8 protein-coding genes are annotated in these 26,481 nt (G+C 43.0%); all 8 read left to right on the top strand.

The features are described from left to right. Positions 1 to 129 precede the first annotated feature (129 nt). A complete protein-coding gene (gene ileS, locus BWR56_RS07020) occupies positions 130 to 2,922 on the top strand; it encodes an isoleucine--tRNA ligase (RefSeq protein WP_076984722.1) in 2,793 nt (930 codons plus the stop codon). A gap of 295 nt (positions 2,923 to 3,217) precedes the next feature. After that, the gene (locus BWR56_RS07010; protein ID WP_076984720.1) at positions 3,218 to 11,350 is read left to right on the top strand and encodes an SIALI-17 repeat-containing surface protein; all 8,133 of its coding nucleotides are present in this window, start codon (positions 3,218 to 3,220) and stop codon (positions 11,348 to 11,350) included. A gap of 249 nt (positions 11,351 to 11,599) precedes the next feature. Further along, positions 11,600 to 18,025, top strand: coding sequence for a ZmpA/ZmpB/ZmpC family metallo-endopeptidase (locus BWR56_RS07005; RefSeq protein ID WP_231110154.1), 6,426 nt, complete (start codon positions 11,600 to 11,602; stop codon positions 18,023 to 18,025). 231 nt (positions 18,026 to 18,256) lie between these two features. Beyond that, positions 18,257 to 18,637, top strand: a complete 381-nt coding sequence (locus BWR56_RS07000) for a hypothetical protein (RefSeq protein ID WP_049501554.1) — start codon at positions 18,257 to 18,259, stop codon at positions 18,635 to 18,637. 233 nt (positions 18,638 to 18,870) lie between these two features. After that, on the top strand, positions 18,871 to 24,378 hold the full coding sequence (locus BWR56_RS06995; RefSeq protein WP_076984718.1) for a ZmpA/ZmpB/ZmpC family metallo-endopeptidase: 5,508 nt from the start codon (positions 18,871 to 18,873) through the stop codon (positions 24,376 to 24,378). Between the two features lie 151 nt (positions 24,379 to 24,529). Further along, positions 24,530 to 24,910, top strand: coding sequence for a hypothetical protein (locus BWR56_RS06990; protein WP_071851232.1), 381 nt, complete (start codon positions 24,530 to 24,532; stop codon positions 24,908 to 24,910). Positions 24,911 to 25,107: 197 nt separating this feature from the next. Next, positions 25,108 to 25,800 carry a phosphoglycerate mutase gene (locus BWR56_RS06985; RefSeq protein WP_000240130.1) on the top strand — a complete coding sequence of 231 codons (693 nt, stop codon included), beginning with the start codon at positions 25,108 to 25,110 and terminating at the stop codon, positions 25,798 to 25,800. 292 nt (positions 25,801 to 26,092) lie between these two features. Beyond that, positions 26,093 to 26,362: a 30S ribosomal protein S15 gene (gene rpsO, locus BWR56_RS06980; RefSeq protein WP_001018251.1), complete on the top strand. Its 270-nt coding sequence runs from the start codon at positions 26,093 to 26,095 to the stop codon at positions 26,360 to 26,362. Positions 26,363 to 26,481: the final 119 nt, after the last annotated feature.

Raw genomic sequence — 26,481 nt, 5'->3', positions numbered from 1 at the left:
ACGTCCCCCACGTTACGGGAAAAGAGGAAAAGAGACCCTGTCTTTTTTCGAACAAAGGTGGTACCACGATTTTCGTCCTTTTTGCGAATCGTGGTTTTTATTTTGTCAATTTAAATTAAAGGAGTAACAATGAAACTTAAAGAAACCCTCAATCTAGGGAAAACAGACTTTCCAATGCGTGCTGGTCTTCCAACCAAAGAACCAGTTTGGCAAAAAGAATGGGAAGAAGCAAAACTTTACCAACGTCGTCAAGAATTGAACCAAGGAAAACCTCATTTCACCTTGCATGATGGACCTCCGTATGCAAACGGAAATATCCACGTTGGACATGCCATGAACAAGATTTCTAAAGATATTATTGTTCGTTCTAAGTCTATGTCAGGTTTTTACGCCCCTTATATTCCAGGTTGGGATACACATGGATTGCCAATCGAGCAAGTCTTGGCAAAACAGGGCGTTAAACGCAAAGAAATGGACTTGGTTGAGTACTTGAAACTTTGCCGCGAGTACGCTCTTTCTCAAGTAGATAAACAACGTGAAGACTTTAAACGATTGGGTGTTTCTGGTGACTGGGAAAATCCTTATGTGACCTTGACTCCGGACTATGAAGCGGCTCAGATCCGTGTCTTCGGAGAAATGGCTAAGAAAGGCTACATCTACCGTGGTGCCAAGCCAGTTTACTGGTCTTGGTCATCTGAATCAGCTCTTGCTGAAGCGGAAATTGAGTACCATGACTTGCTTTCAACTTCCCTTTACTATGCTAACCGCGTCAAAGACGGAAAAGGTGTGCTCGATACAGATACTTACATCGTTGTGTGGACAACTACGCCATTTACCATTACGGCCTCTCGTGGTTTGACAGTTGGAGCAGATATTGATTATGTATTGGTACAACCAGCTGGTGAATCTCGTAAGTTTGTAGTTGCCTCAGAATTGTTGAATAGCTTGTCTGAGAAATTTGGCTGGGCGGATGTGCAAGTCTTGGCGACCTACCGTGGTCAAGAATTGAACCACATTGTGACAGTCCACCCATGGGATACGGCTGTAGATGAGTTGGTAATCCTTGGTGACCACGTTACGACTGACTCTGGTACTGGTATTGTCCATACAGCCCCTGGTTTTGGTGAGGACGACTACAATGTTGGTGTTGCCAACGGCCTTGAAGTTGCTGTAACAGTTAACGAACGCGGTATTATGATGGAAAATGCTGGTCCTGAATTTGCGAGTCAGTTCTATGACAAGGTTGTGCCGACTGTTATCGAAAAACTGGGTGATTTACTCCTTGCTCAAGAAGAAATCTCCCACTCATATCCATTTGACTGGCGTACCAAGAAACCAATCATCTGGCGAGCTGTTCCACAATGGTTTGCCTCTGTATCTAAATTCCGCCAAGAAATCTTGGATGAAATTGAAAAAGTGAAGTTCCACTCAGAATGGGGTAAAGTTCGTCTCTACAATATGATTCGTGACCGTGGAGACTGGGTTATCTCTCGTCAACGTGCTTGGGGAGTTCCCCTTCCTATCTTCTATGCTGAAGACGGAACGCCAATCATGACTGCTGAGACTATTGAACATGTAGCTCAACTCTTTGAGGAACACGGTTCTATCATCTGGTGGGAACGTGATGCTAAGGACCTCTTGCCAGAAGGATTTACTCATCCAGGTTCACCAAATGGCGAGTTCAAAAAAGAAACAGACATCATGGACGTATGGTTTGACTCAGGTTCGTCATGGAATGGAGTGGTGGTCAACCGTCCAGAACTCAAATACCCAGCAGACCTCTACCTAGAAGGTTCTGACCAATACCGTGGTTGGTTCAACTCATCACTTATCACATCTGTTGCCAACCATGGCGTTGCTCCTTACAAACAAATCTTGTCACAAGGATTTGCCCTTGATGGTAAAGGTGAAAAGATGTCTAAATCTCTTGGGAACACCATTGCTCCAAGCGATGTTGAAAAACAATTTGGTGCGGAAATCTTGCGTCTCTGGGTAACAAGTGTTGACTCAAGCAACGACGTGCGTATCTCTATGGATATCTTGAGCCAAGTCTCTGAAACTTACCGTAAGATCCGGAACACACTTCGCTTCTTGATTGCCAATACATCTGACTTTAACCCAGCTCAAGACGCAGTAGCTTACGATGAGCTTCGTTCTGTTGACAAGTACATGACCATTCGCTTTAACCAGCTTGTGAAAACGATTCGTGATGCTTATGCAAACTTTGAATTCTTGACAATCTACAAGGCCTTGGTGAACTTCATCAACGTTGATTTGTCAGCCTTCTACCTTGATTTTGCGAAAGACGTTGTTTACATCGAGGGTGCCAAATCACTCGAACGCCGTCAAATGCAGACTGTCTTCTATGACATTCTTGTCAAAATCACTAAACTCTTGACACCAATCCTTCCTCACACAGCAGAGGAAATCTGGTCATATCTTGAGTTTGAAGCTGAAGAATTTGTTCAATTGTCTGAATTACCAGAAGCTGAAACTTTTGCCAACCAAGAAGAAATCTTGGATACTTGGGCAGCTTTCATGGACTTCCGTGGACAAGCTCAAAAAGCCTTGGAAGAAGCACGTAATGCCAAAGTTATCGGGAAATCACTCGAAGCACACTTGACAGTTTATCCAAACGAAGTGGTGAAAACTCTTCTTGGAGCAGTGGATAGCAATGTAGCTCAACTTTTGATCGTGTCAGAATTGACCATCGCTGAAGGTACAGCTCCAGAAGGCGCAGTTAGCTTTGAGGATGTTGCCTTTACAGTTGAACGCGCTGCAGGTGAAGTTTGTGACCGTTGCCGTCGTATCGACCCAACAACAGCAGAACGCAGCTACCATGCAGTCATCTGTGATCACTGTGCAAGCATCGTAGAAGAAAACTTTGCAGACGCTGTCGCAGAAGGATTTGAAGCGAAATAATCAGATTAGAAATATGTCTTCTCATAGTTTAAGATGAGAGGAAAGGTAAAAGAGAGAAAGTCATTTCTCTCTTTTTTTGCTGGTAAAAGCTTAGGACAAAGATGTAGAAATTCAACATTTTTAGGGAAAGTTTTAAGTTGATTTTTTGAGATTCTTTTAAAAAGAGAGATCGTTTTTTGGTACTTTTCAAAAGCTTGTGTTGCTTCTAAAAATCGCGACAAATAATTTGAATAATCAAGTGAAATCGGGTAGAATAGAAAGGATTGAATAATATATTGAAGAGGAAATTTTGAGAATGAAACATCAGTTTTATGGAGAAAAACGACAGCGCTTTTCTTTCCGGAAGTTGTCCGTTGGGCTCGTTTCGGCTACTATTGGAAGCTTCTTTTTGAATGGGCAAATGGCTGAGGGCTTGACTTCTGTGAAGGCAGCAGAAATTCAAAGTCAGCAGTCTGCTCAGGTCAAATACCACTACGTAGTGGAGTCTGAATTGACGGAGGCAGAGAAGAGTGCCTTGATCAGGGAGATTCCAAAGCATGTTGAGGATGCTTCAGAGACCTATTACTTAGTTTATCGTCCGACTACTCAAGGGGATTCATCTGGAGTATTGCCTAAGACAGGTCACTCTGGCCTTTGGGAATCAACTTTTACAGCGATGGGTCTTGCATTACTAGTGCTTGTAGTTGTTAGAGGCAGAAATGGGAAGAGGTATTTATCTTCGATCTTGTTGGTAACTGGGATGGGATCTATACTTCTATCTCCAACAGTCTTAGCAGTGACGAATATCGAACTTGCAGCATATAATCAAAGTCTTAACTTGGGTCTCGGAGAATCCCTTCCAGCACCATTGAAAATTGACGGTTATGACTATATCGGTTACTTAAAGAATAAAGAACAAAATGATAGTCATTTAGCTCATTCTGCTCTGAAGGAAAATCTGACACTTGATTTAGAGAAAGAGAAGGGAAGTGAACTTAAGCCGAGTGAAACAAATCCTGATATGAAAGAGATTGTTTCGGATAAGGGTGATGCTTTAACTGAGGGAGAAAGAGAAGCTATAGCTGCTAAGGAGAGAGAGTCTGCTCGTCTAAGCACCGTTTATGACTTGCCAGAACTAAAAATTAGTGAGCAGGAGTCAGTTCAAGAACTTCCTTATCAGACAAAATACCAATATTCCGATGAATTGGCTCAAGGGCAATCAAAAGTTATACAATCTGGTGTTCGAGGTCAACGTACAGTAGTGACTCGTCATTTTCGTAAGGATCAAGAAATCGTGAAAAGCGAAATGATCTCTGATCAAGTGACGGTTGAACCTGTTTCTGAAATTATTTTAGTTGGAACAGCTCCAACTAACTCGATACCAAAAGAAACTCCAGTTCACGAAGTTCCAGAATTGGCAGAATATGGCACAAGTGCTGAGACAGCGCCAGTTCACGAAGTTCCAGAACTGACGGAATACGGTACAACTCCTGAAATAGCGCCAGTTCACGAAGTTCCAGAATTGGCAGAATATGGCACAACTCCTGATACAGCTCCTGTTCACGAAGTTCCAGAATTAGCAGAGTATGGTACAACTCCAGAGACAGCGCCTGTTCATGAAGTTTCAGAATTAACAGAGTACGGCACAACTCCAGAAACAGCGCCAGTTCACGAAGTTCCAGAATTGACAGAGTATGGCACCAGTCCTGAGACAACTCCAGTTCAAGAGATTCCAGAACTGACGGAATATGGGACAAATCCTGATACAGCTCCTGTTCACGAAGTTCCAGAATTGGCAGAGTATGGCACCAGTTCTGATACGCCTCCAGTTCAAGAGATTCCAGAACTGACGGAATATGGGACAAATCCTGATACAGCTCCTATTCATGAGAATTCTGAGTTGGAATTGACTACAAATGATGAGGTTAGAATAGAAAAGATTGATTTTTCTATTGACGAGCAATATACAGATGAGATTCCAGAAGGAAGTCGTCAGATTACAACTCCAGGTGTCCAAGGTGAGCGGACCATCAAGACTCGTGTTTACAGCTCTAACGGTCAAGTGGTTGACCGTCAAGAGTTGTCTAATGAAGAAACCTTGGCTCCAGTAACGCAAATTGTCAAAGTCGGGACGGCTAAACCAAGCATGGTGCCAAATGAAGCACCAAAAGCAGATATTCTGTCAGAATATCCGTTGACTTATACTGACGAAATTCGTGTAGAGAAAATAGCCTTCAACATCGAGGAGCAACATACGGACGAATTGGTTCAAGATGCCCGCCAGATCGCAACACCAGGTGTTGAGGGTGAGCGTACGATTAAGACTCGTGTCTACAGTTCCAATGGTCAGGAAATCGATCGCCAAGAATTGTCTAATGAGGAAACCCTAGCTCCCGTAACACAAATTGTCAAGGTCGGCACTGCTAAACCAAGCATGGTACCGAACGATCCACCGCAAGTAGACGCCCTGCCAGAGTATCCGTTGACTTATACTGACGAAACGCGCGTAGAAAAAATCAACTTTAGCATTCGTGAAGAAGAAACGGATGAATTGGTTCGTGATGCCCGCCAAATCACAACTCCAGGAGTCCAAGGTGAGCGTACGATTAAGACTCGTGTCTACAGTTCTAACGGTCAAGAGGTTGACCGTCAAGAGTTGTCCAATGAGGAAACCCTAGCTCCTGTAACTCAAATTGTCAAAGTCGGAACTGCTAAGCCAACCATGGTACCGAATGAAGCTCCGAAAGCAGACGCTCTGCCAGAGTATCCACTGACTTATACAGATGAAACGCGCGTAGAGAAAATCGCCTTTAATATCGAAGAGCAATATACGGATGAGCTTGTTCAAGATGCCCGCCAAATCACAACTCCAGGAGTCCAAGGTGAGCGTACGATTAAGACTCGTGTCTACAGTTCTAACGGTCAAGAGGTTGACCGTCAAGAGTTGTCCAATGAGGAAACCCTAGCTCCTGTAACTCAAATTGTCAAAGTCGGAACTGCTAAGCCAACCATGGTACCGAATGAAGCTCCGAAAGCAGACGCTCTGCCAGAGTATCCACTGACTTATACAGATGAAACGCGCGTAGAAAAAATCAACTTTAGCATTCGTGAAGAAGAAACGGATGAATTGGTTCGTGATGCCCACCAAATTGCAACTCCAGGTGTCCAAGGCGAACGAACCATCAAGACTCGTGTCTATAGTTCCAACGGTCAGGAAATCGATCGTCAAGAGTTGTCCAATGAGGAAACCCTAGCTCCTGTAACTCAAATTGTCAAAGTCGGCACGGCTAAACCAACCATGGTACCAAATGAAGCGCCGAAAGCAGACGCTTTACCAGAGTATCCGCTGACTTATACCGACGAAACTCGGGTTGAGAAAATACCCTTCAACATCGAGGAGCAATATACCGATGAGCTTGTTCGAGATGCCCGCCAAATCACAACTCCGGGAGTACAAGGTGAGCGCACGATTAAGACTCGTGTCTACAGTTCCAATGGTCAGGAAATCGACCGCCAAGAGTTGTCTAATGAGGAAACCTTGGCTCCTGTAACGCAAGTGGTCAAGGTCGGCACGGCTAAGCCAACCATGGTACCGAGTGAAGCGCCGAAAACAGAGGCTCTGCCAGAGTATCCACTGACTTATACAGATGAAACGCGCGTTGAAAAAATCAACTTTAGCATTCGTGAAGAAGAAACGGTTGACTTGGTTCGTGATGCCCGCCAAATCACAACTCCAGGTGTTGAGGGTGAGCGTACGATTAAGACTCGTGTTTACAGCTCTAACGGTCAGGAAATCGACCGCCAAGAGTTGTCTAACGAGGAAACTCTGGCTCCAGTAACGCAAATTGTCAAAGTCGGCACGGCTAAGCCAACTATGGTACCGAATGAAGCTCCGAAAGCAGACGCGTTAGAAGAGTTCGATTTAATTTCACTGCATAATCTCTTGGCAGAAGCAGATCAGATTAAAGCTCAGACCCGTTATTTCAACGATAGTCAGAGTCATCAAGCTAACTATGATGCTGCTTTGACGGCTGGTCAAGCGATTCTGAGCCAATCCCAAGCTAGCCAAGCAGAAGTCAACCAACTGGTGGAACAAATCAATCAAGCCAAGGCGCAATTAAGTGGACTTGAAGTTGTTAAAACGGCTCTTCAGACTGAGTACGATTTAAATCCAATGGTTAAAACTTCGGTTAAATATAAGAATGCGGATTCAGAAAAGCAGACAGCTTATACTGACGAATTGACCAAGGCAGACAAAGTTTTGAACAATCAAACTGCTACACAAGTACAGGTCAATCAAGTTCTTGCTAGCCTGACAGCAGCCAAAGAAGCACTAAATGGAGTGCCTAAAGTCAAGCCGACTGTTTCGATTTTAAGTCTGACTGAGAATGCCGATGATAAGTCGGTTACGGTCCAATATAGATTGGAAGACCAGACCAAGTCCTTCCGTTCAGCGACTGCAGAATTGTATCAGGGAGACCAGCTGATTCGCACTCTTCCAATTACCAACTTCGCTGGCAACTTGAAAATTGGCGACCTAGACTACTACACAGGCTACACTCTAAAAACCAAGTTGACTTATGAACTGGATAATGGCAGCTTTACTGAGTTTGAAACAGACAGTCGTAACTTTGAGTTAGAATACAAGAAGATTGCCTTCCGTGATATTGATTCCGTTGAGTTTTATCATAAAGAAAACGACCAATACAAGCGCTTTGTGTCGATGAGCTCTATGCCTACGGATCTGTCTACTTACTTCGTCAAGATTAAATCAAGCGAATCCAAGGAAATTCTCCTACCAGTTCACAGCATTTCTGAAGCAGAGAAAGATGGCAAGGCAGTCTATAAGGTTAATGTAACCCTTCCTGAACTCGTCCAAGAAAGTGAAGCGGGCTATAAGTCTGGGCACGATTTCTACATCAGTAAGGCGATCCCAAGTCAGCAAAATGTCTACACTAGCTTTGCTGGATTGGTAGACGCTATGAAGCGAAATATGGCAGGAAACTATGTGTTGGGAGCTGATTTGGATGCGAGCGAGGTCAACCTAGCTCCTGCGGATTATGTCTACCTCAAAGGGAACTTCACCGGTAGTCTGACAGGTAGTCAAAATGGCAAGCAATATGCGATTTACAATCTAGCCAAACCTTTATTTGAAAACCTCAAGAGTGGATCTGCCATTTCAAATATCGACTTTAAAGATGTGAATATCGTGGGTACCTATGACTCGGCTGCGCTGGCACGCAATGCGGAGAATGTGCGAATCACAGATGTTTCTGTTCAGGGGAGAGTATCTGTAGTAGGAAATGCTTCTAACGTGGCGGGTCTAGTAGTTAATGGAACCAATACGAAAATTACAAATAGTTCCTTTACGGGAACTATCCTATCTAACAGTCAACACATCAAAGCTTATAATGTAGGTGGTTTGGTTGCAAGCCTTAAAGGAGGAGAATCTCTTCTTAGCCAAAGTAAAGCAGACGTAACGATTATTAGTGGTGCACGATCAAATGAACAACGTATCGGTGGTTTGGTTGGACGTCTAGAAAACAACGCTCGAATCACCAAATCGTATGTGACAGGAAAACTATATAATTCAACCACTAACGGTCAAATCGGTGGAGTGGTCGGCTCGAACTACTTTAATGGTTTAGTTGATAATGTGATCAGTAATGTTAGTGGTACAAACGTTTACAGTATTTCTGGGGATCAGGGCTACAAAAACGACCGTATTACGCAAGCGTATAAAGTTGCCAAGAGTGAAACCTTGAAAAACGATCAGTTTGTTACTTCTACTATTACTCAAGAAGAAATGGAAGAAAAACTGACTGCTATGGACATCACGACTAGCCTAGATGACACGAATCTAAATATGCGTTTTGTCGACTATGGTGAGGTAAACAATGCTCAATTTGACCGCGGATATTCTTACGCAAATATGGAGAAACTGCTTCCTTTCTACAATAAAGAAACCATTGTTTCGTTTGCGAACAAGATTCCGAAAGAGCATAAGTTGAACAAGGAGTACCTACTGGATGTTGTTCCGATGAAGGGCGACCAGGTTATCACTGATATTCATAGCAATAAAACTGGAATCAATCGTTTGATGCTGCACTACATGGACAATACCATTGATTACCTAGAATTATCTTATCAGGGAGATTTCGTCAACCAAGGTATTGCTGAGTATAGGATGAAGGGATTAGACCTTTTGTATACTCCAGAAGCCTTTGTATCAGATTATACTAGCATTCTAAATCAAGTGTTGCCAGAGTTAAACAAGGTCGTTCTTGATTCGCCAGCTATGCGAACAGCTCTCGGAGTAGCAGCAGATACTTCTTTGGATGAACTATACTTAGACACTGCATTTACGCAAGTGAAAAGTAAGCTATCAGGTGAGCTTCGCAAAGTGCTGGCTATGGATAAGGCTATCAATACTGAAGGAGAAGTAGTTAAGGATTATCTTGTTAAGAAGATTCTTGCTGATAAAGAAGCTTTCCTATTAGGTTTGACTTACCTTAACCGTTGGTATAATATCAACTATGACAACTTTAATGTTAAGGACCTATCGGCTTACAAGATGGATTTCTATGGTAAGAATGAGGTTTCGGTTCTTGATACAATCATTGCTTTAGGAAAATCAGGGCTTGAGAATCTCAAGGCTAAGAACAACTATACAGCGTATGATAATTCGCTCTCTGAAGCAACTGGCAAGCGAGGACTCTTCAATTATCTTGAAGGTTACCGTCAGCTCTTCCTGCCATACAAGACCAATAATGAATGGCTCAAGACCAATACAAAAGCCTACATCGTTGAGGCTAAATCCGATGTAGCAGAAGCGAGACAGCTTCAGGACGCAGCCGAGGGCAAGAGCAAGTACTCTGTCGGTGTTTATGACAAGATTACAGCAGATAATTGGGAACACAAGGGCATGCTCCTACCACTCTTGACCATGACGGAGAAAGGTGTCTATGCTATCTCTAATATGTCTACCCTCTCTATGGGAGCTTATGATCGTTACCGCCTGGATGCCAATAACAGAGTGCGCACAGACGCTGAACTAGCCGAGTATGTCGAAGACCGAGTGAGAAAAACAGCTGAATACCAGCGCGACCATTATGATTTCTGGTACAAGATTCTGAATCCGGAAAGCAAGGACAAGCTCTTCCGTTCGGTTCTGGTTTATGATGGATTCTCATTGGTTGACAAGAATGGTCAAAGATATTGGGCTCCAGCTAATGACAAAAAATCACAGGCTATGCAGGAATTCTTTGGACCAGCTGGCAAGTGGTATCCAAGCAAGGGCTATAATGCCTATGCTACGGGTAGTGTAACTCACTTTGATGCTGCTAAATTGTTGGAAGACTATGGTAACTCAGTCTACACGCATGAGATGACCCATAACTCTGACGGTGCTATTTACTTTGAAGGTTATGGTCGTCGTGAGGGACTAGGCGCGGAACTCTATGCTCGCGGACTCTTGCAATCTTCGCCGAGCGCAGATGAATCAACCATTACGCTCAATACTCTCTTCAAGGTGGACAAGGATTCTAAGACACGTATGCATACCTATAATTTCAAGGAACGTGTTCAAAATGAAGCAGACCTACAACACTATGTCCATGGTATGTTTGACATGATCTACACCTTGGACTATCTAGAAGGTACTTCTATGTTGAAGCAGAGCGATGCTGCCAAGTTACAGTGGTTCAGGAAGATGGAGAATTACTATATTACAGATAAGTATGGTAAGGAGACCCACGCAGGTAACCAGACGCGAAGCTTCACTGCTGAAGAAATCAAGCAATTAAAGACCTTTGACTCCCTGATTGAAAATGATGTGATCACTCGTCGGGAGAATAAGGAAAGTGGGAAATATGGTCGAAATGGCTACCTCAGTCTCAGCCTCTTCTCACCAATCTACTCAGCCTTGAGCAATCCAAATGGAGCGCCAGGTGATGTCATGTTCCGTCGCACAGCCTTTGAATTACTAGCCGCCAAAGGGTACCATGATGGATTTGTCCCTTATGTTTCTGGTCAGTACTCTCAGGAAGCCTTTGATGAAGGGAAGAAAACGTGGGATGGATGGTCCGGAAGAGATGTTGGTCTCGTGACAGACCAGAAAGTCTTGGGAAATGTATTTAAAGGTGAATACACCTCTTGGGCAGCCTTCAAGAAGGCCATGTATAAGGAGCGAATTGATCAGCTGACCAAGCTGAAGCCAATTACCATTGAGTACGAGCTTAAAAATCCAAACAGTACCAAGAAAGTAACCATTCGTTCTTATGCAGAGATGCAGCAGTTGATGGATGCAGCCGTGGCAGAGGATGTACGCAACATTACCAGTGCTACTAGCCGTGTCGAAGCTAGCTGGGTTAACCTACTCAAGAAGAAGATTTACAACGCTTATCTTCGTGAGACAGACGACTTCAGACAGTCTATTTTCAAGAAATAAGGAAAATACTCTGTTCAATCAAAATTTAAAAAATTCCTAGGTTTAAGGCTACCTAGGAATTTTTTCTGTGATTCTCCATGATATTATTTGCGCATTCAAGATCTGACAAGATAAGGATTTTTAAATCGCAAATGAACTGAAAAGATTAGTATTGTTTGGTTGTTACTATTTCTAGCAAATAAATTGAATAATCTAGTAAATTTCGGTAGAATAGAGGGGATTCAAATCATGATAAAGGAAAGATTAGGAATGAAAAGAAATTATTTAGGAGAAAAGCACCAGCGTTTTTCATTTAGAAAAGTTTCGGTTGGTCTAGTTTCTGCTCTGGTAGGGGTTTTCTACCTTTTTAGTGGAGGAGGTTCCCTTGCTAGTGTAGCAGCTAGTGAACAGACGCCATCCGTCACAAAACAGATTCACTATAAGTACGTGACAGAGAGTGAACTCACGGACCAAGAAAAGCAGTTGGTAGTCAAAGAATTGCCACAGTTTGCTGAGGAAACAGATGATACATACTATTTGATTTACCGTCCAACGAGACAGTTGCCTGCAACTGGTCACAGCCAACTCATTAGCTCAATTGCAGCGGGGGCAGGCATAGTGCTACTGGTCGTAGCGATTAAACTGGGCAGAGATGATCGCAAGAAACTCGCTTCTTTCATGCTCTTGACCAGTCTAGGAAGTCAGCTAATTGCGCCAACTTCCTTGGCTTTAACAAATCAAATGCTGGCAGACTATAATCAGGAATTGACTGTACAGGTCGGGGAAACATTGCAATCCCCACTTACGATTGAAGGCTACCAATATGTAGGGTATTTGAAATCTCAAAAAGAAGTAAACTCTCCAGTTGATGGCAAGAAAGAGTTGAATCATTCGGCTCCTATTGATACTCCAGTTCAAACTTCAAACGGAAGCCAAGCGCAGGAAGAGTACCGTGCTCAGAAACCAAGTGATGCTCCTGTATTTGAACAACCAGAGTTAAAGGTTGAAAGTAAAGATACGAGTCGTACAGAGATCATTCCTTTCCAAGTGGAGGAAGTAGAGGCAGCTGATTTGCCGCAAGGTCAAACTGAGGTGATTCAGGCAGGGAAAAATGGTAGTCGTACCATCGTGACCCGCAGCTACATTTTAAATGGTCAGGTGATCCATACAGAGGAGGTTTCCAATCAGGTAACGACTGAGCCGACTTCTGAGATTAGAAAAGTCGGAAGCAAGGTCCTTTCTCCTACAAAACCAAGCCCAGGGGAGTCCGTTAGTGAAAAACCAACAGACGCTCCTGTAAATGAAGTTCCAAGCTTAAACGTTGAGGAAAAGGATGTTACTACGACGGTAGCAGAACCCTACACTCGAGAACGAGTTGAGAGTGATAGCTTGCCAGTTGGCCAGACCAAGATAACCCAAGCTGGTCAAGATGGCGTGCGTACAATCGTTACCCGTCAGTACATGGTAGATGGAAAAGTAGAGAGAAGCCAGGAACTCTCTAACGAAGTGACAACTCCAGCAGTATCAGAAATCGTAACAGTTGGAACAGGCCCTGTTAGCGAGAAACCAACAGACGCCCCAATAAATGAAGTTCTAAGCTTAAACGTTGAAGAAAAAGATGTTACCACGACGGTAGCAGAACCCTACACTCGAGAACGAGTAGAGAGTGATAGCTTACCAGTTGGCCAGACCAAGATAACCCAAGCTGGTCAAGATGGAGTGCGCACAATCGTCACCCGTCAGTACATAGTAGATGGCAAAGTAGAGAGAAGCCAGGAAATCTCCAACGAAGTGACGACTCCAGCGGTATCAGAGATCGTAACAGTTGGAACAGGCCCTGTTAGCGAGAAACCAACAGACGCTCCTGTAAATGAAGTTCCAAGCTTAAACGTCGAAGAAAAGGACGTTACCACAACAGTGGCCGAACCCTATCCAACCAAGGAAGTGGAAAGTGCAGACCTGCCATTGGGGCAAAGAGAAGTTAGTCAAGCAGGTCAAGATGGCGTGCGTACGATTGTGACTCGTCAGTATTTAGTAGATGGAAAAGTCGAAAATACAGAGGAAATCTCTAACACTGTCACAAAAGAAGCAGTTCCTCAGATTATCAAAGTCGGTATAAAACCAATTTCTACAAATGCGGATCACGCTCCTGTGGAACCAGAAAAAGGAACTCTCGACCTCGAACCCTTACACCAATTAGTGGAAGAGGCCGATAGCATTCAGAAAACGCATCAGTATTTCAATGATACCACTGCAGATCAAGAGTCTTATAAACAGGCAGTTGCAAATGCCCAAGCTCTCTTTGAGACATCTCATGCCAGTCAAGAACAGGTTGATTCTTTGAAAAAAGCCCTTGAAACTGCTAAGAATAATCTAGACGGCCAACCTGTTGATAAGAAAACTCTTGGAGTTGAATTTGACATGAAGGATGTGACTCAGTCTACAGTTGCTTACCAGTATGCTGATGAACAAGCCAAACTCCGCTATCGTCGTGCTCTAGATCAGGCCAAGCTCGTTTTGGACAATCCTTTCGCCAATCAAGCCTTGGTCGATCAAGTTCGGACGGATCTCGAGGCAGCTCGTCAAGCTCTGGATGGTGTCAAGAGAAAACCAACCCTCTCTCTAGTCCGTGTCGAGAAGGAAGAAGACAAACGCCAAGTTTCTCTTAGCTATCATTTGACGGATGCTACAGCTAGCTATCAATCAGCCAAAGTGCAGCTATACAAGGGCGAAACGCTGATCAAGGAAGTCGACCTTGTGGACCTCGCTCAAAAATTGACACTTGATGACTTGGACTACTATACTCCTTATACCCTCAAAACTGTCATGAAATATGATCTGGGTCAAGGGGAACAAACTAGTATAGAGGATCAACGCCTAGTTCAGCTAGATTATAAGAAGGTTGAAATCAAAGACATCGACCGCATCGAACTGTACGGTAAAGATGGCAGTCACTACCGACGTTACCTATCTCTGTCGGAAGTGCCGTCTGATTTGGACAACTACTATGTCCGCATTCAGTCAGACAAGTTCAAGGATATGCTCTTACCCGTTTCTAAGATTACAGATAAGGGAAATGCCTACTCCGTAACGGTATCAGCTAATCAGCTCGTCGAGGGAGAAGGGGACCATTATCGTCCAGATTACTCTTTTGAACTGCCGAAAACGCCTCTTAGCCAAGAAGGTGTCTATACGTCCTTCAAAGCGCTCGTAGAGGCCATGAAGTCAAACCCGACTGGAAACTTCACATTAGGAGCGGATGTTTCAGCAGATGAATTCCAGTTGGAACAGTCTGCGACAAGCTATGTTCCAGAAGAATTTTCAGGTAGCCTAACTAGCCGAGTGGATGGCAAAGATTATACCATCTACAACTTGGCAAAACCACTCTTTGCAACCTTGAAAAATGCCACCATCCAGCAACTGACCTTGAAATCGGCTGCGGTTACAGGTAAGGACTCTATCGGGGCCTTGGCTAGCAATGCTCAGAATGCAACGATTACGGATGTTTCTGTAAGTGGTAGTCTATCTGGGAACAAGCATATCGGTGGACTCGTAGGAGTTGCCCAAAACACAAAACTAACCAATGTTGCCTTTAAAGGGTCCATCACCAGCACCCAAGAAGGAGGGCAGGAGTACAATGTTGGTGGCCTGGTCGGTAGTTTCCACGGCAACCAATCACTGGCGCAGAAGAGCCAAGCAGATGTATCTATCCAAGTAACAGGTCGAAATGGAGACCAGCGTGTTGGAGGCTTGATTGGTCGCTTGCAAAATGGAGCTAGATTAGAAACTTCTTATGTGAGTGGTTCTATCCAGAATGGAGGTCATTCTGGCCAAGTCGGTGGAGCGATCGGATCTACTTGGAACAATGGACAGGTCCGAAATGTTTTGACCAGTGTCAAGGTTCAAAATGGTCATGCGATGACAGGAGATCCCTATCCTGAGGCTTCTGTTCGGGACTCTTATGTTCTTGAAGGAACTACAGCAAATCGAAAAGATGAACGTTTTGTCCGTTCTATTTCAGAGGCCGATGCGCAAGCCAAACGTCAGTCTTTTGGAATCACTTCGAACTTGACGGACCAAGATCCATTGCAGCAATCTTACCAGCATCAGACAGACTATAGTCGAGTGAGGGGAGCTCAGGAGTCCAGAAAGCAAGCCTACGAAAATGTAGAAAAACTATTACAATTCTACAACAAAGACTTCATCGTTCATACAGCCAACCAATTAGATGAAGATGATAAACTCAACAAAGTAGCCCTGCTAGATGTGGTTCCGATGAAAGATGAGACGCTGATAACGGATGTCAACAGCCATAAGGGTGAAATCAATAGACTGATGCTGCATTATGCAGATAAGACAATCTCTTATCTTGATCTGACCTACAAGGGTGATTTTGCCAATGGCCAGATTGCAGAATATAGCATCGCTGATAAGAATTTACTCTATACACCAGAGGCCTTCTTATCTGACTACCAGTCCATTAAAGAGAGTGTCTTGGATGAACTCAAAGCTGTGACTTATGACTCAACTGCAGTGCGTAAGGTACTGGGAATTGGTGAAACAGCTTCCTTAGATGATCTTTATCTGGAAAAAGCCTTTGAACAAACCAAGGCTGAATTAGGTCAGGAGCTCCTCAAGGTGCTTTCAGTTGACAAGTCGATTAACACCCTAGGCCCTGCCGTAGCGGATGCGATTAGCCAAAAGATTCTGCAGAACAAAGAGGCCTTCATGCTTGGTCTGACCTATCTCAACCGCTGGTACAATGTCAACTATGGAACGTTCAATACCAAGGATCTTAATGCCTATAAGTTTGATTTCTTTGGCAATCAATCAGCTTCGACACTGGATACTATCATCGCTCTCGGGAACTCTGGAATGGGCAATCTTCGAGCGCAAAACAACTTCAATGCTTACCGACAATCCCTAGCCAAGGAAAAAGGCAAAGGGGACCTCTTTGCTTACTTAGAGAGTCTGCGTGAACTCTTCTTGCCAAATAAAACCAACAGTGAGTGGTTCAAGGAAAATACTAAGGCTTATATCGTAGAGGCTCGTTCAAGTCTGCCAGAAATTCAGGCTAAGCAAGACAATGCGGATCGTAAGAGTAAGTATACAATTAAGGTCTACGATAGACTGACTCAGGGAGATTGGGGCTTCAAGCAAATGGTCCTCCAACTTCTGACCTTACCTGAAAGAGATGTCTATATCATCAGCAATATGTCGACTATTGCCTTTGGTAGCTTTGGAGGCTACAGGAAAGAAGGTGGCAGAATTCTCTCAGGCGAGGAACTCCATCGACACGTTGAAAAACTTGTGGATCAATCAGCTGAATGGCAACGAAACCACTATGACATGTGGTACAACATTTTAAGTCCAAACAGGAAAGACACTCTATTCAGACGGGTGATTGTTACAGACGGTTTCTTTCTTTATAATGATAAAGGCCAGCAATATTGGGCTCCGCGTAATGATAAGACCTCTGTTGCTATGTACAATTTCTTTGGCCCTGCTGGCAAGTATCACGGAGACAATGGACTAGGGGCCTTTGCCAATGGTTATGAAGTCTTCTACGTCTATGACCAGATGCTGGGAGCTTCTGGAACCATGGTCTATACCCATGAAATGACCCACAACTCGGATGGTTCTATCTATTTTGAAGGACATGGTCGTCGTGAGGGTGAAGGACCTGAGAGCTTTGCTACAGGGATGTTAGAATCTGTAACCAATGTTAGCGAAAAAGGTCTCGTACTTAATAGCTTCTATCAAGGAGATAAAGATTCGACCACACGTTACCATACCTATGATCCTGTTGCCCGATTCTCCTCAGCAGATGCTCTTCGCGACTACATGCATGGAGTCTTTGACGTACTGAACCTTCTGGATTATGTAGAAGGGGATATTGTTACTGGTGTTCTAACTGATCAACAGAAAATGAAATGGTACCGCAAGGCTGAAAATTATAACTTTGAAAAAACTTCTTATGGTAAACAAGCTCACGCTGATGATCGAATTGTCCCTATAACTGCCGAAGAAGCTGCCAAACTAAAATCTGTTGATGCTCTGGTTGATCATAATATCATTGGTCGTCGCGATGGTTGGGATAGAGCTAGCTTTGGACGAAATGGCTACTATGTCATCAATATGTTTGCTTCCTTCTATGCAGCTCTGGACAATCCAACTGGTGCACCTGGTGGGCTTATGTTCTGCCGTAGAGCCTATGAATTGCTCGGAGACAAAGGTTACCAGCAAGGATTCGTCCCATATGTCTCTGGCCAATACGCTGGCCAAGCTCTCAAAGAAGGAGACAAGACCTACTCAATCTGGAACAGAGGAGATGTCGGAGTAGTTGGAGATGATCGGATCCTTAAAAACCTCTACGGTAGTCAGTATGAATCATGGAAGGATTTGAAGAAAGCTATGCTAAATGAGCGATACAACAAGGCTCAAAACTTCCTTCGCCCTATCACCATCGAGTTTGAAGCAGGAAAACTAGATAGCAAACGACAGATTACGATTTCTTCTTATGAGGAATTGCAAGATTATATGTACTTAGCAGTACTAGCGGATGCCTCAGCTAAGAACATTGATCGTGCCTTATCAGACAGCTCTAAGAGCAGTGTCGCCCAACTCAAGTATCGTATTTTCAACGCTTATCTACGTGCTACAGACGACTTCAGACAGTCTATCTTTGAAAGATAGACACGAAAAAAGAAGATCCAAGTGATCTTCTTTTTTTAGGGAAACGTCTTGTTTACTACAAAAAACGAATGAATTTACAAACAAATTGATACATGACAGAGTTCTTACTCTAAATGTCTGGATAGAAATTGGAAATCATTCACCATCTAGTATACTCGTTTTGAAATTTCTTTTGTTTTTCATGAAAATATGATAAAATGATAGTTGTAAAAATTTTTTAAGGAGATTCGGATGAAAACAAAAACACTTGCTCGCGTAAATGCGATTTTTGGTCTTATTTCAGGTATCGTTTTGCTGTTGGCACCTCTTGTTATGTTTATGATAGCTGTCGGGGCTGCTGCGGCGACGGAGGACTCTGATGCAACAGTTGGTATATTGACGATTTTTTCAATCATTTTGGCATTGGTAAAAATTGCTGTCTTGGTTTTAGGAATTGTGTCTATTGTCTATTACAAGGACGATGAACGTGTGACGCCAGCACCGTCTGTTTTGTTTATCGTAGGTGGTTCTGTTGGATTGATCCCATTCTTGGGCTGGGTAGGAGGAATTCTGACAATCATTGGTGGATCCCTCTATTTTGGACTTTTGAAAAAGTTCGAGATTCAAGAATAATGACTTTTTGTTAGGAATATTTTCAAATAAGAGAAGGCGCTTAGCCTTCTTTTTTTGTCATCAACCAGGGGTAAATTTGACAGGATAAATAAGCTTTTACATTCATAAAATTCAAAGTATTTATTTGAGACAAGGAAGTATTTTTATAGTATAATGGTGGATGTGAAATACCTATATCAAAATATAATGCTAGTTATTTTTTTGATAGAAGGTAAAAGTTGAGAGGATTTAGAATGAAAAAGTTTTTTGGAGAGAAGCAGCATCGTTTCTCCTTACGAAAATTAGCAATTGGACTTGTATCAGCTTCGATTTCAAGCCTATTTTTTGTGTCCATTGCGAGTAGTGGAACCGTATTTGCTCAAGAAAATGCAGCTGTTCACTACAAATATGTGACGGATACAGAGCTAAGTAGTCAAGAGAAGGACTTGATTGTAAAGGACATTCCTAAAATTGCGGAAGATAGTGAGAGCACCTATTATCTAGTCTACCGTATGGATGAGAAAGCCCAACTAGGTCAGTTGCCCAATACAGGTGGGCAGAATAGCCTTACTAGTGTTTTAACTGGTGGAGCCTTGGCTTCGATTGGCCTTCTTATTTTTGTTGTATCGAAAAAGAAAGGCAAAAAGAAAGCTCTCTTGAATGTGATTTTGGTAACGGGGATGAGCAGTGGTTTGGCTTCTTCAGTTCAGGCTATCGAAAATCAACTTTTACTCCAGTATAATCAGGAATACCAATTATCCCAAGGAGATAGTCTGCCCTTGCCACGCGCCTTATCGGGTTATACCTACCTAGGCTATATTAAGCAAGACAAGGACGCTAGTCTGCTAGAAACTGCTGCTAGGGATCAGAAACTTGACTATACTGTTCAACCTCATTTCCAAGCAAACGAAGGTGGGCAAAGGGCAGGAGATGAGCAGAAAGCTCCATCTCCTACACTCCCTGCTGAAAAACCAATCCCTTCTCAAGATTCATCCAATCAAAATCCGTCTGGTCTTGCGAGTGTGGATCCTCAGGATGAAGTCTTGGCTGGTCGCGTGAACAAACCAGAACTCCGATACAAAGAGCAAGAAATTGAAACTAAACTAGATGTTCCAGAAGTGGTTCAAGAAAATCCAGATCTAGCAGAGGGAACCATCCATGTCAAACAAGAAGGTCGTGCTGGGAAGAAGATTGAGCTTGTTCGCATTTTCACGGTTGAAAACCAAGAAATTTCTAGGGAAGTTCTCTCAACTAAAGTAGAAGAAGCATTGCCACGTATAGTAGAGAAAGGGACTAAGAAGGCAGTTGCTCCGAGTGAAGCACCTCAGTCTGCAAGAAAAGGAGAGCCTGAGACTCAGGCTCCATTACCAGAATATACAGGCGAGCAAGCGGGAGCGGTTGTAGCCCCAGAAACAGCTGAAAGACCAGAATATACAGGCACCCAAGCAAGAGCAGTCGTTGAACCCGAGCAAGTCGCTCCACTACCTGAGTATCAGGGAACTCAAGCTGGTGCCATCGTTGAACCGGAAAAAGTTGAGCCAGAGGTTGGGGGTGTCCAGTCTGGGGCTTTGGTGGAACCAGAAACGACTGACAAACCAGCCTATACAGGTGAGCAGTCTGGAGCAATCGTAGAGCCTGAAAAGGTACCATCGACACAAGAGTATACAGGAACTCAAGCTGGAGCGATTGTAGCTCCTGAAACAGCTGAAAAACCAGAGTATACAGGCACTCAATCAGGTGCCATTGTTGAACCTGAGACTCAATCTTCCTTACCAGAATATAAAGGTGAGCAAGCAGGAGCCATCGTTGAACCGGAACAAGTCGCTCCTCTTCCAGAATATACTGGCAATACCGAGCAAGTAAAACCGGAAACTCCGACAGAAAAACCAAAAGAAAAAGACCCAGAGAAGACGCTTGAGCTAAGAAACGTTTCGGATCTGGAGTTGTATAGTCAGACCAATGGTACTTACAAACAACACGTTTCTTTAGACGGTGTCCCAAGTAATCCAGACACTTACTTTGTCAAGGTTAAATCTTCGTCGTTTAAAGATGTCTATCTACCAGTCACTTCAATAACGGCAGAAACGAAAGATGGTCAGCCAGTTTATAAAATCACAGCCAAGGCTGAGAAACTCCAGCAAGAGCTAGAAAATAAATATGTTGATAATTTCACCTTCTACCTAGCTAAGAAAGCTAGAGAGGAAACGACAACCTTTACTTCCTTTAGCAACCTAGTCAAAGCTATCAACCAGAATCTCTCTGGAACCTATCATTTAGCAGCTAGTTTGAATGCCAACGAAGTGGAGTTGGAGCCTGAAGCTAAATCCTACATCAAGGGCATCTTTACTGGTCAGTTGATCGGTGAAAAAGATGGCAAGCAGTATGCTATTTACAACTTGAAAAAACCACTGTTTGAAACTTTGAATGGCGCCACAGTAGAAAAGCTGAGCCTAAAAAATGTCTCCATTTCAGGGAAAGATGACATCGGTTCACTGGCCTATGAAGCTCGGAATGGCACAAAGATTAAACAAGTTCATGTCGATGGTGTTCTAGCAGGTGAACGTGGTATCGGTGGTTTGCTGGCTAAGGCTGATCAATCAAGCATCACAGAGAGCAGTTTCAAGGGAAGAATTATCAACACGTATGAGACGACTGCTGCCTATAATATCGGTGGTCTGGTCGGTCATTTGACAGGTGACAAGGCTTTACTTACTAAGTCAAAAGCGACAGTAGCCATTTCGTCCAACACAAATAGTTCAGATCAGACAGTGGGTGGTCTTGCAGGTCTAGTAGATCAGGATGCACAAATCCAAGATAGCTATGCTGAAGGCGATATTAACAATGCCAAGCACTTTGGTAGAGTCGCGGGAGTAGCAGGCTATTTGTGGGATCGAAAAACTAATGAGGAACAGCATGCTGGAAGATTGACCAATGTTCTCAGTGATGTCAATGTAACCAACGGGAATGCCATTACCGGTTACCACTATAATGAAATGAAGGTGAAGGACACATTTAGCAGTAAGGCCAACAGAGTCTACAATGTCACCTTAGTCAAGGATGAGGTCGTCAGCAAGGAATCCTTTGAAGAAAGAGGAACAATGCTAGATGCTTCTCAAATCGAAAGCAAAAAAGTAGCCATTAATCCTCTCACTCTACCAACAGTGGAGCCCCTCTCAACAAGTGGCAAAAAAGACAGTGATTTTTCTAAGGTGGCTCATTATCAAGCTAAGCGCGCCTTGGCTTATAAAAATATTGAAAAATTGCTACCTTTCTACAACAAGGCAACCATCGTCAAATACGGAAATCTGGTCAATGAGAACAGTCTTTTATATCAAAAAGAACTCTTGTCAGCAGTCATGATGAAGGATGACCAAGTCATCACAGATATTATTTCTAACAAACAGACTGCAAACAAACTCTTGCTTCACTACAAGGACCATTCATCTGAGAAGCTCAATCTCCAGTACCAGGCTGATTTCGCCAAATTAGCGGAATATAGTCTAGGAAATACGGGTCTTCTCTATACACCAAACCAATTCCTGTATGACCAAAGCTCTATCATCAAACAAGTCTTACATGACTTACAAAAGGTTGACTACCGCTCAGAAACAATCAGAAAGACACTCGGTATTTCTCCAAAAGTCGAGCAGACTGAGCTCTACCTAGAAGATCAGTTCGCCAAAACAAAGGAACATCTGGAAGACAGTTTGAAGAAACTCTTGTCAGCAGATGCTGGACTGGCTGGTGATAACTCAGTTACCAAGGGCTATCTTGTAGATAAAATCAAGCGCAACAAAGAAGCCTTGCTACTTGGCTTGACCTATCTAGAACGTTGGTATAACTTCAGTTATGGTCAGGTAAACGTCAAAGACCTGGTTCTGTACCATCTGGACTTCTTTGGTAAGGGGAATGCTTCACCACTAGATACTCTGATTGAGTTAGGTAAATCTGGCTTTAACAACCTTCTAGCTAAGAATAATGTCGATACTTATGGTATCAGTCTTGCCAGTCAACATGGAACGACAGATTTGTTTAGCACTTTAGAACATTACCGAAAAGTCTTTCTACCAGAGAAAAGCAACAATGACTGGTTTAAATCAGAGACTAAGGCCTACATCGTCGAAGAAAAATCCACTATCAAAGAGGTAAAAGCGAAACAAGGACTAGTTGGCACCAAGTATTCTATCGGTGTTTATGATCGCATCACAAGTGCCACATGGAAATACCGCAATATGGTCTTGCCTCTCCTAACCTTGCCAGAAAAATCAGTCTTTGTCATCTCGACCATGTCTAGCCTAGGATTTGGAGCCTATGATCGCTACCGCAATAGTGAGCATAAAGCGGGCAAGAATCTCAATGATTTTGTTGAAGAAAATGCGCGTGAAACAGCCAAACGCCAGCGAGATCACTACGATTATTGGTATCGTATTTTAGATGAACAATCACGTGAAAAACTCTATCGTACCATCTTGATTTATGATGCTTATAAGTTTGGTGATGACACAACCTCAGGAAAAGCTACATTGGAGGCTAAGTTTGATAGTTCCAATCCAGCCATGAAGAATTTCTTTGGACCAGTTGGCAATAAGGTAGTTCACAACCAGCATGGAGCCTACGCTACAGGGGATGGCGTCTACTATATGTCTTACCGTATGCTGGACAAGGATGGAGCCATTACATATACCCATGAGATGACCCATGATTCGGATCAGGATATTTACCTTGGCGGCTATGGTCGAAGAAGCGGCTTGGGACCAGAGTTCTTTGCAAAAGGTTTATTGCAAGCGCCTGACCAACCAAGTGACGCAACCATTACCATCAATTCTATCTTGAAACACTCAAAATCAGATAGTACAGAAGGCTCCCGTCTGCAAGTCTTAGATCCGACAGAGAGATTCCAAAACGCAGCAGATCTTCAGAACTATGTCCACAACATGTTTGACATTATCTACATGCTAGAATATCTCGAAGGACAATCAATCGTCAACAAACTGAATGTTTACCAGAAAATGGCGGCTCTCAGAAAAATTGAGAACAAGTATGTGAAAGATCCAGCAGATGGAAATGAGGTTTACGCCACTAACGTAGTCAAAGAATTGACAGAAGCAGAGGCCCAAAACTTGAATAGTTTTGAAAGTTTGATTGACCACAACATCTTATCATCTCGTGAGTACCAGACTGGCGACTATGAACGAAATGGCTACTATACCATTAAACTCTTTGCCCCAATCTTTTCAGCTCTCAGCAGTGAGAAAGGCACGCCAGGGGACCTTATGGGGCGTAGGATTGCTTACGAACTTTTGGCTGCCAAAGGCTTTAAGGATGGAATGGTACCTTATATCTCCAACCAATATGAAGAAGCTGCCAAACAAAAAGGTAAAACCATCAATCTCTATGGTAAAGAACGCGGATTGGTGACAGATGATCTTGTATTGGACAAGGTATTTGAAGGCAAGTATGCATCTTGGGCTGCCTTTAAGAAAGCCATGTATAAAGAACGTGTGGATCAGTTTGAAAACTTGAAACAAGTGACCTTTAAAGATCCGACAAAACCATGGCCAAGCTATGCGACCAAGACCATCAATCGTGTGAGTGAATTGCAGGCCCTTATGGACCAAGCTGTGCTACAGGATGCAGTGGCTCCTCGTTGGAGTGACTATAAGCCAGAGATTGACAGTGCAGTTCATAAGTTGAAGAGAGCAATCTTTAAAGCTTATCTTGACCAAACAAACGACTTCAGAACCTCTATTTTTAAGAAATAAGGGTTGGAAAATGAAAAGGGAGGATCGACAGATCTTCTCTTTTTATGTTCGGATGTCTGAAAGCTGGTAGGCGATTTGTTTGTGACGGAGAAGGTCTTTTGTTTCTGGAGCAAATATGGTAGAATGATAGCTACGATAGAAGGAGGTTTTTATGGAGAGAGATAGATTGGTTCGACTCAATTGGAGACTGGGCATGCTGGCAGGTATAACCTTGCTTTTGGGACCTGTTCTACGATTTTTGCTATCCTATACTGGGGCCATCATCTATAAAGAGCCTTCAAAAATGCTGGTTGTCACGGTTGCCTTTTCCCTGCTCCTGACATTTTTTAAGATTTTGATGATTGCATTAGGAACCTTTATGCTAATCTATTTCGAAGAGGATCAACAACTTCGAATGCTGCCATCTATTTTATTTATCATTGGTGGCGTGCTGGGCTTTCTTTCAGCGACCGAGTGGATAGGTGGATTGCTAATCATTAAAGGAGCTGTTTCTTTTTCTAAATTTTTGAAAGAAGTCTATGGACTTGTCTGATAGTCTAGTGAAAACAACCCTAGGAAGGGTTGTTTTTGTGTTTCAAAAACAATTTTTAAAAGTAGATTGCTGAGAGAAGAGTCATGTTGAGACTCTTCTCTTTGTAGTTGATTTTAACTAGCTTTTTTGTGAAAAATTGTGTAAAATAGAATAGATAAACGAGGACAACCTCGAAAAATAAAAGGAGAATCCATCTAATGGTAAAATTGGTTTTTGCTCGCCACGGTGAGTCTGAATGGAACAAAGCTAACCTTTTCACTGGTTGGGCTGATGTTGATTTGTCTGAAAAAGGTACACAACAAGCGATTGACGCTGGTAAATTGATCAAAGAAGCTGGTATCGAATTTGACCAAGCTTACACTTCAGTATTGAAACGTGCGATCAAAACAACAAACTTGGCTCTTGAAGCTTCTGACCAATTGTGGGTTCCAGTTGAAAAATCATGGCGCTTGAACGAACGTCACTACGGTGGTTTGACTGGTAAAAACAAGGCTGAAGCTGCTGAACAATTTGGTGATGAGCAAGTTCACATCTGGCGTCGTTCATACGATGTATTGCCTCCAAACATGGACCGTGATGATGAGCATTCAGCTCACACTGACCGTCGTTACGCTTCACTTGACGACTCAGTTATCCCAGATGCTGAAAACTTGAAAGTGACTTTGGAACGTGCCCTTCCATTCTGGGAAGACAAAATCGCTCCAGCACTTAAAGATGGTAAAAACGTATTCGTAGGAGCTCACGGTAACTCAATCCGTGCCCTTGTAAAACACATCAAACGCTTGTCAGACGACGAAATCATGGACGTGGAAATCCCTAACTTCCCACCATTGGTATTCGAATTCGACGAAAAATTGAATGTAGTTTCTGAATACTACCTTGGAAAATAATCTATAAACAGAAAGCCTAGGAATTCCTAGGCTTTCTTGTGTTTGCTCCTAGTTTTCAACTAGTTGAAAAAGCGTTATAATGATAGTAAGGAGTGACTTGATTGTAAGAAAGGTAGATATGCTCGAAGCCCTGAAATCAGTAGAGTAATTCACGGTCTTGAACAGTAAATCAGTTGACAAAGTCTCTGCTTCTTGGTAGAATAAGAACTGTCGTAAAGACAAATAACTTCTTCTTGGTTACAGGCATGCCAACCTGTCACTCGGATGAAGCCAAATAAAAAGGAGAAACATCATGGCAATCTCAAAAGAGAAAAAAAATGAAATCATCGCACAATATGCACGTCACGAAGGTGATACAGGTTCAGTAGAGGTTCAAGTTGCTGTCCTTACTTGGGAAATCAACCACCTTAACGAACACATCAAACAACACAAAAAAGACCACGCTACTTACCGTGGATTGATGAAGAAAATCGGTCGCCGTCGTAACTTGCTTGCATACTTGCGTAAAAACGACGTTAACCGTTACCGTGAGTTGATCAACTCTCTAGGACTTCGTCGCTAATCTGCTTTATTTTCCACTTACATTGCGTTGTCACCTTACCTCGATATACTCAAGTATAATCTTCGGTTACGGTTCCTAGCACTGTAAGGTAAAATAAACCAGATCATCTCCCTTCGGGG

The organism is Streptococcus oralis (assembly GCF_001983955.1).
GTDB lineage: Bacteria > Bacillota > Bacilli > Lactobacillales > Streptococcaceae > Streptococcus > Streptococcus jiangnanensis.
Note: the sequence above shows the minus strand (reverse complement) of the source record. Positions and strands in the feature narration are given on the sequence as shown.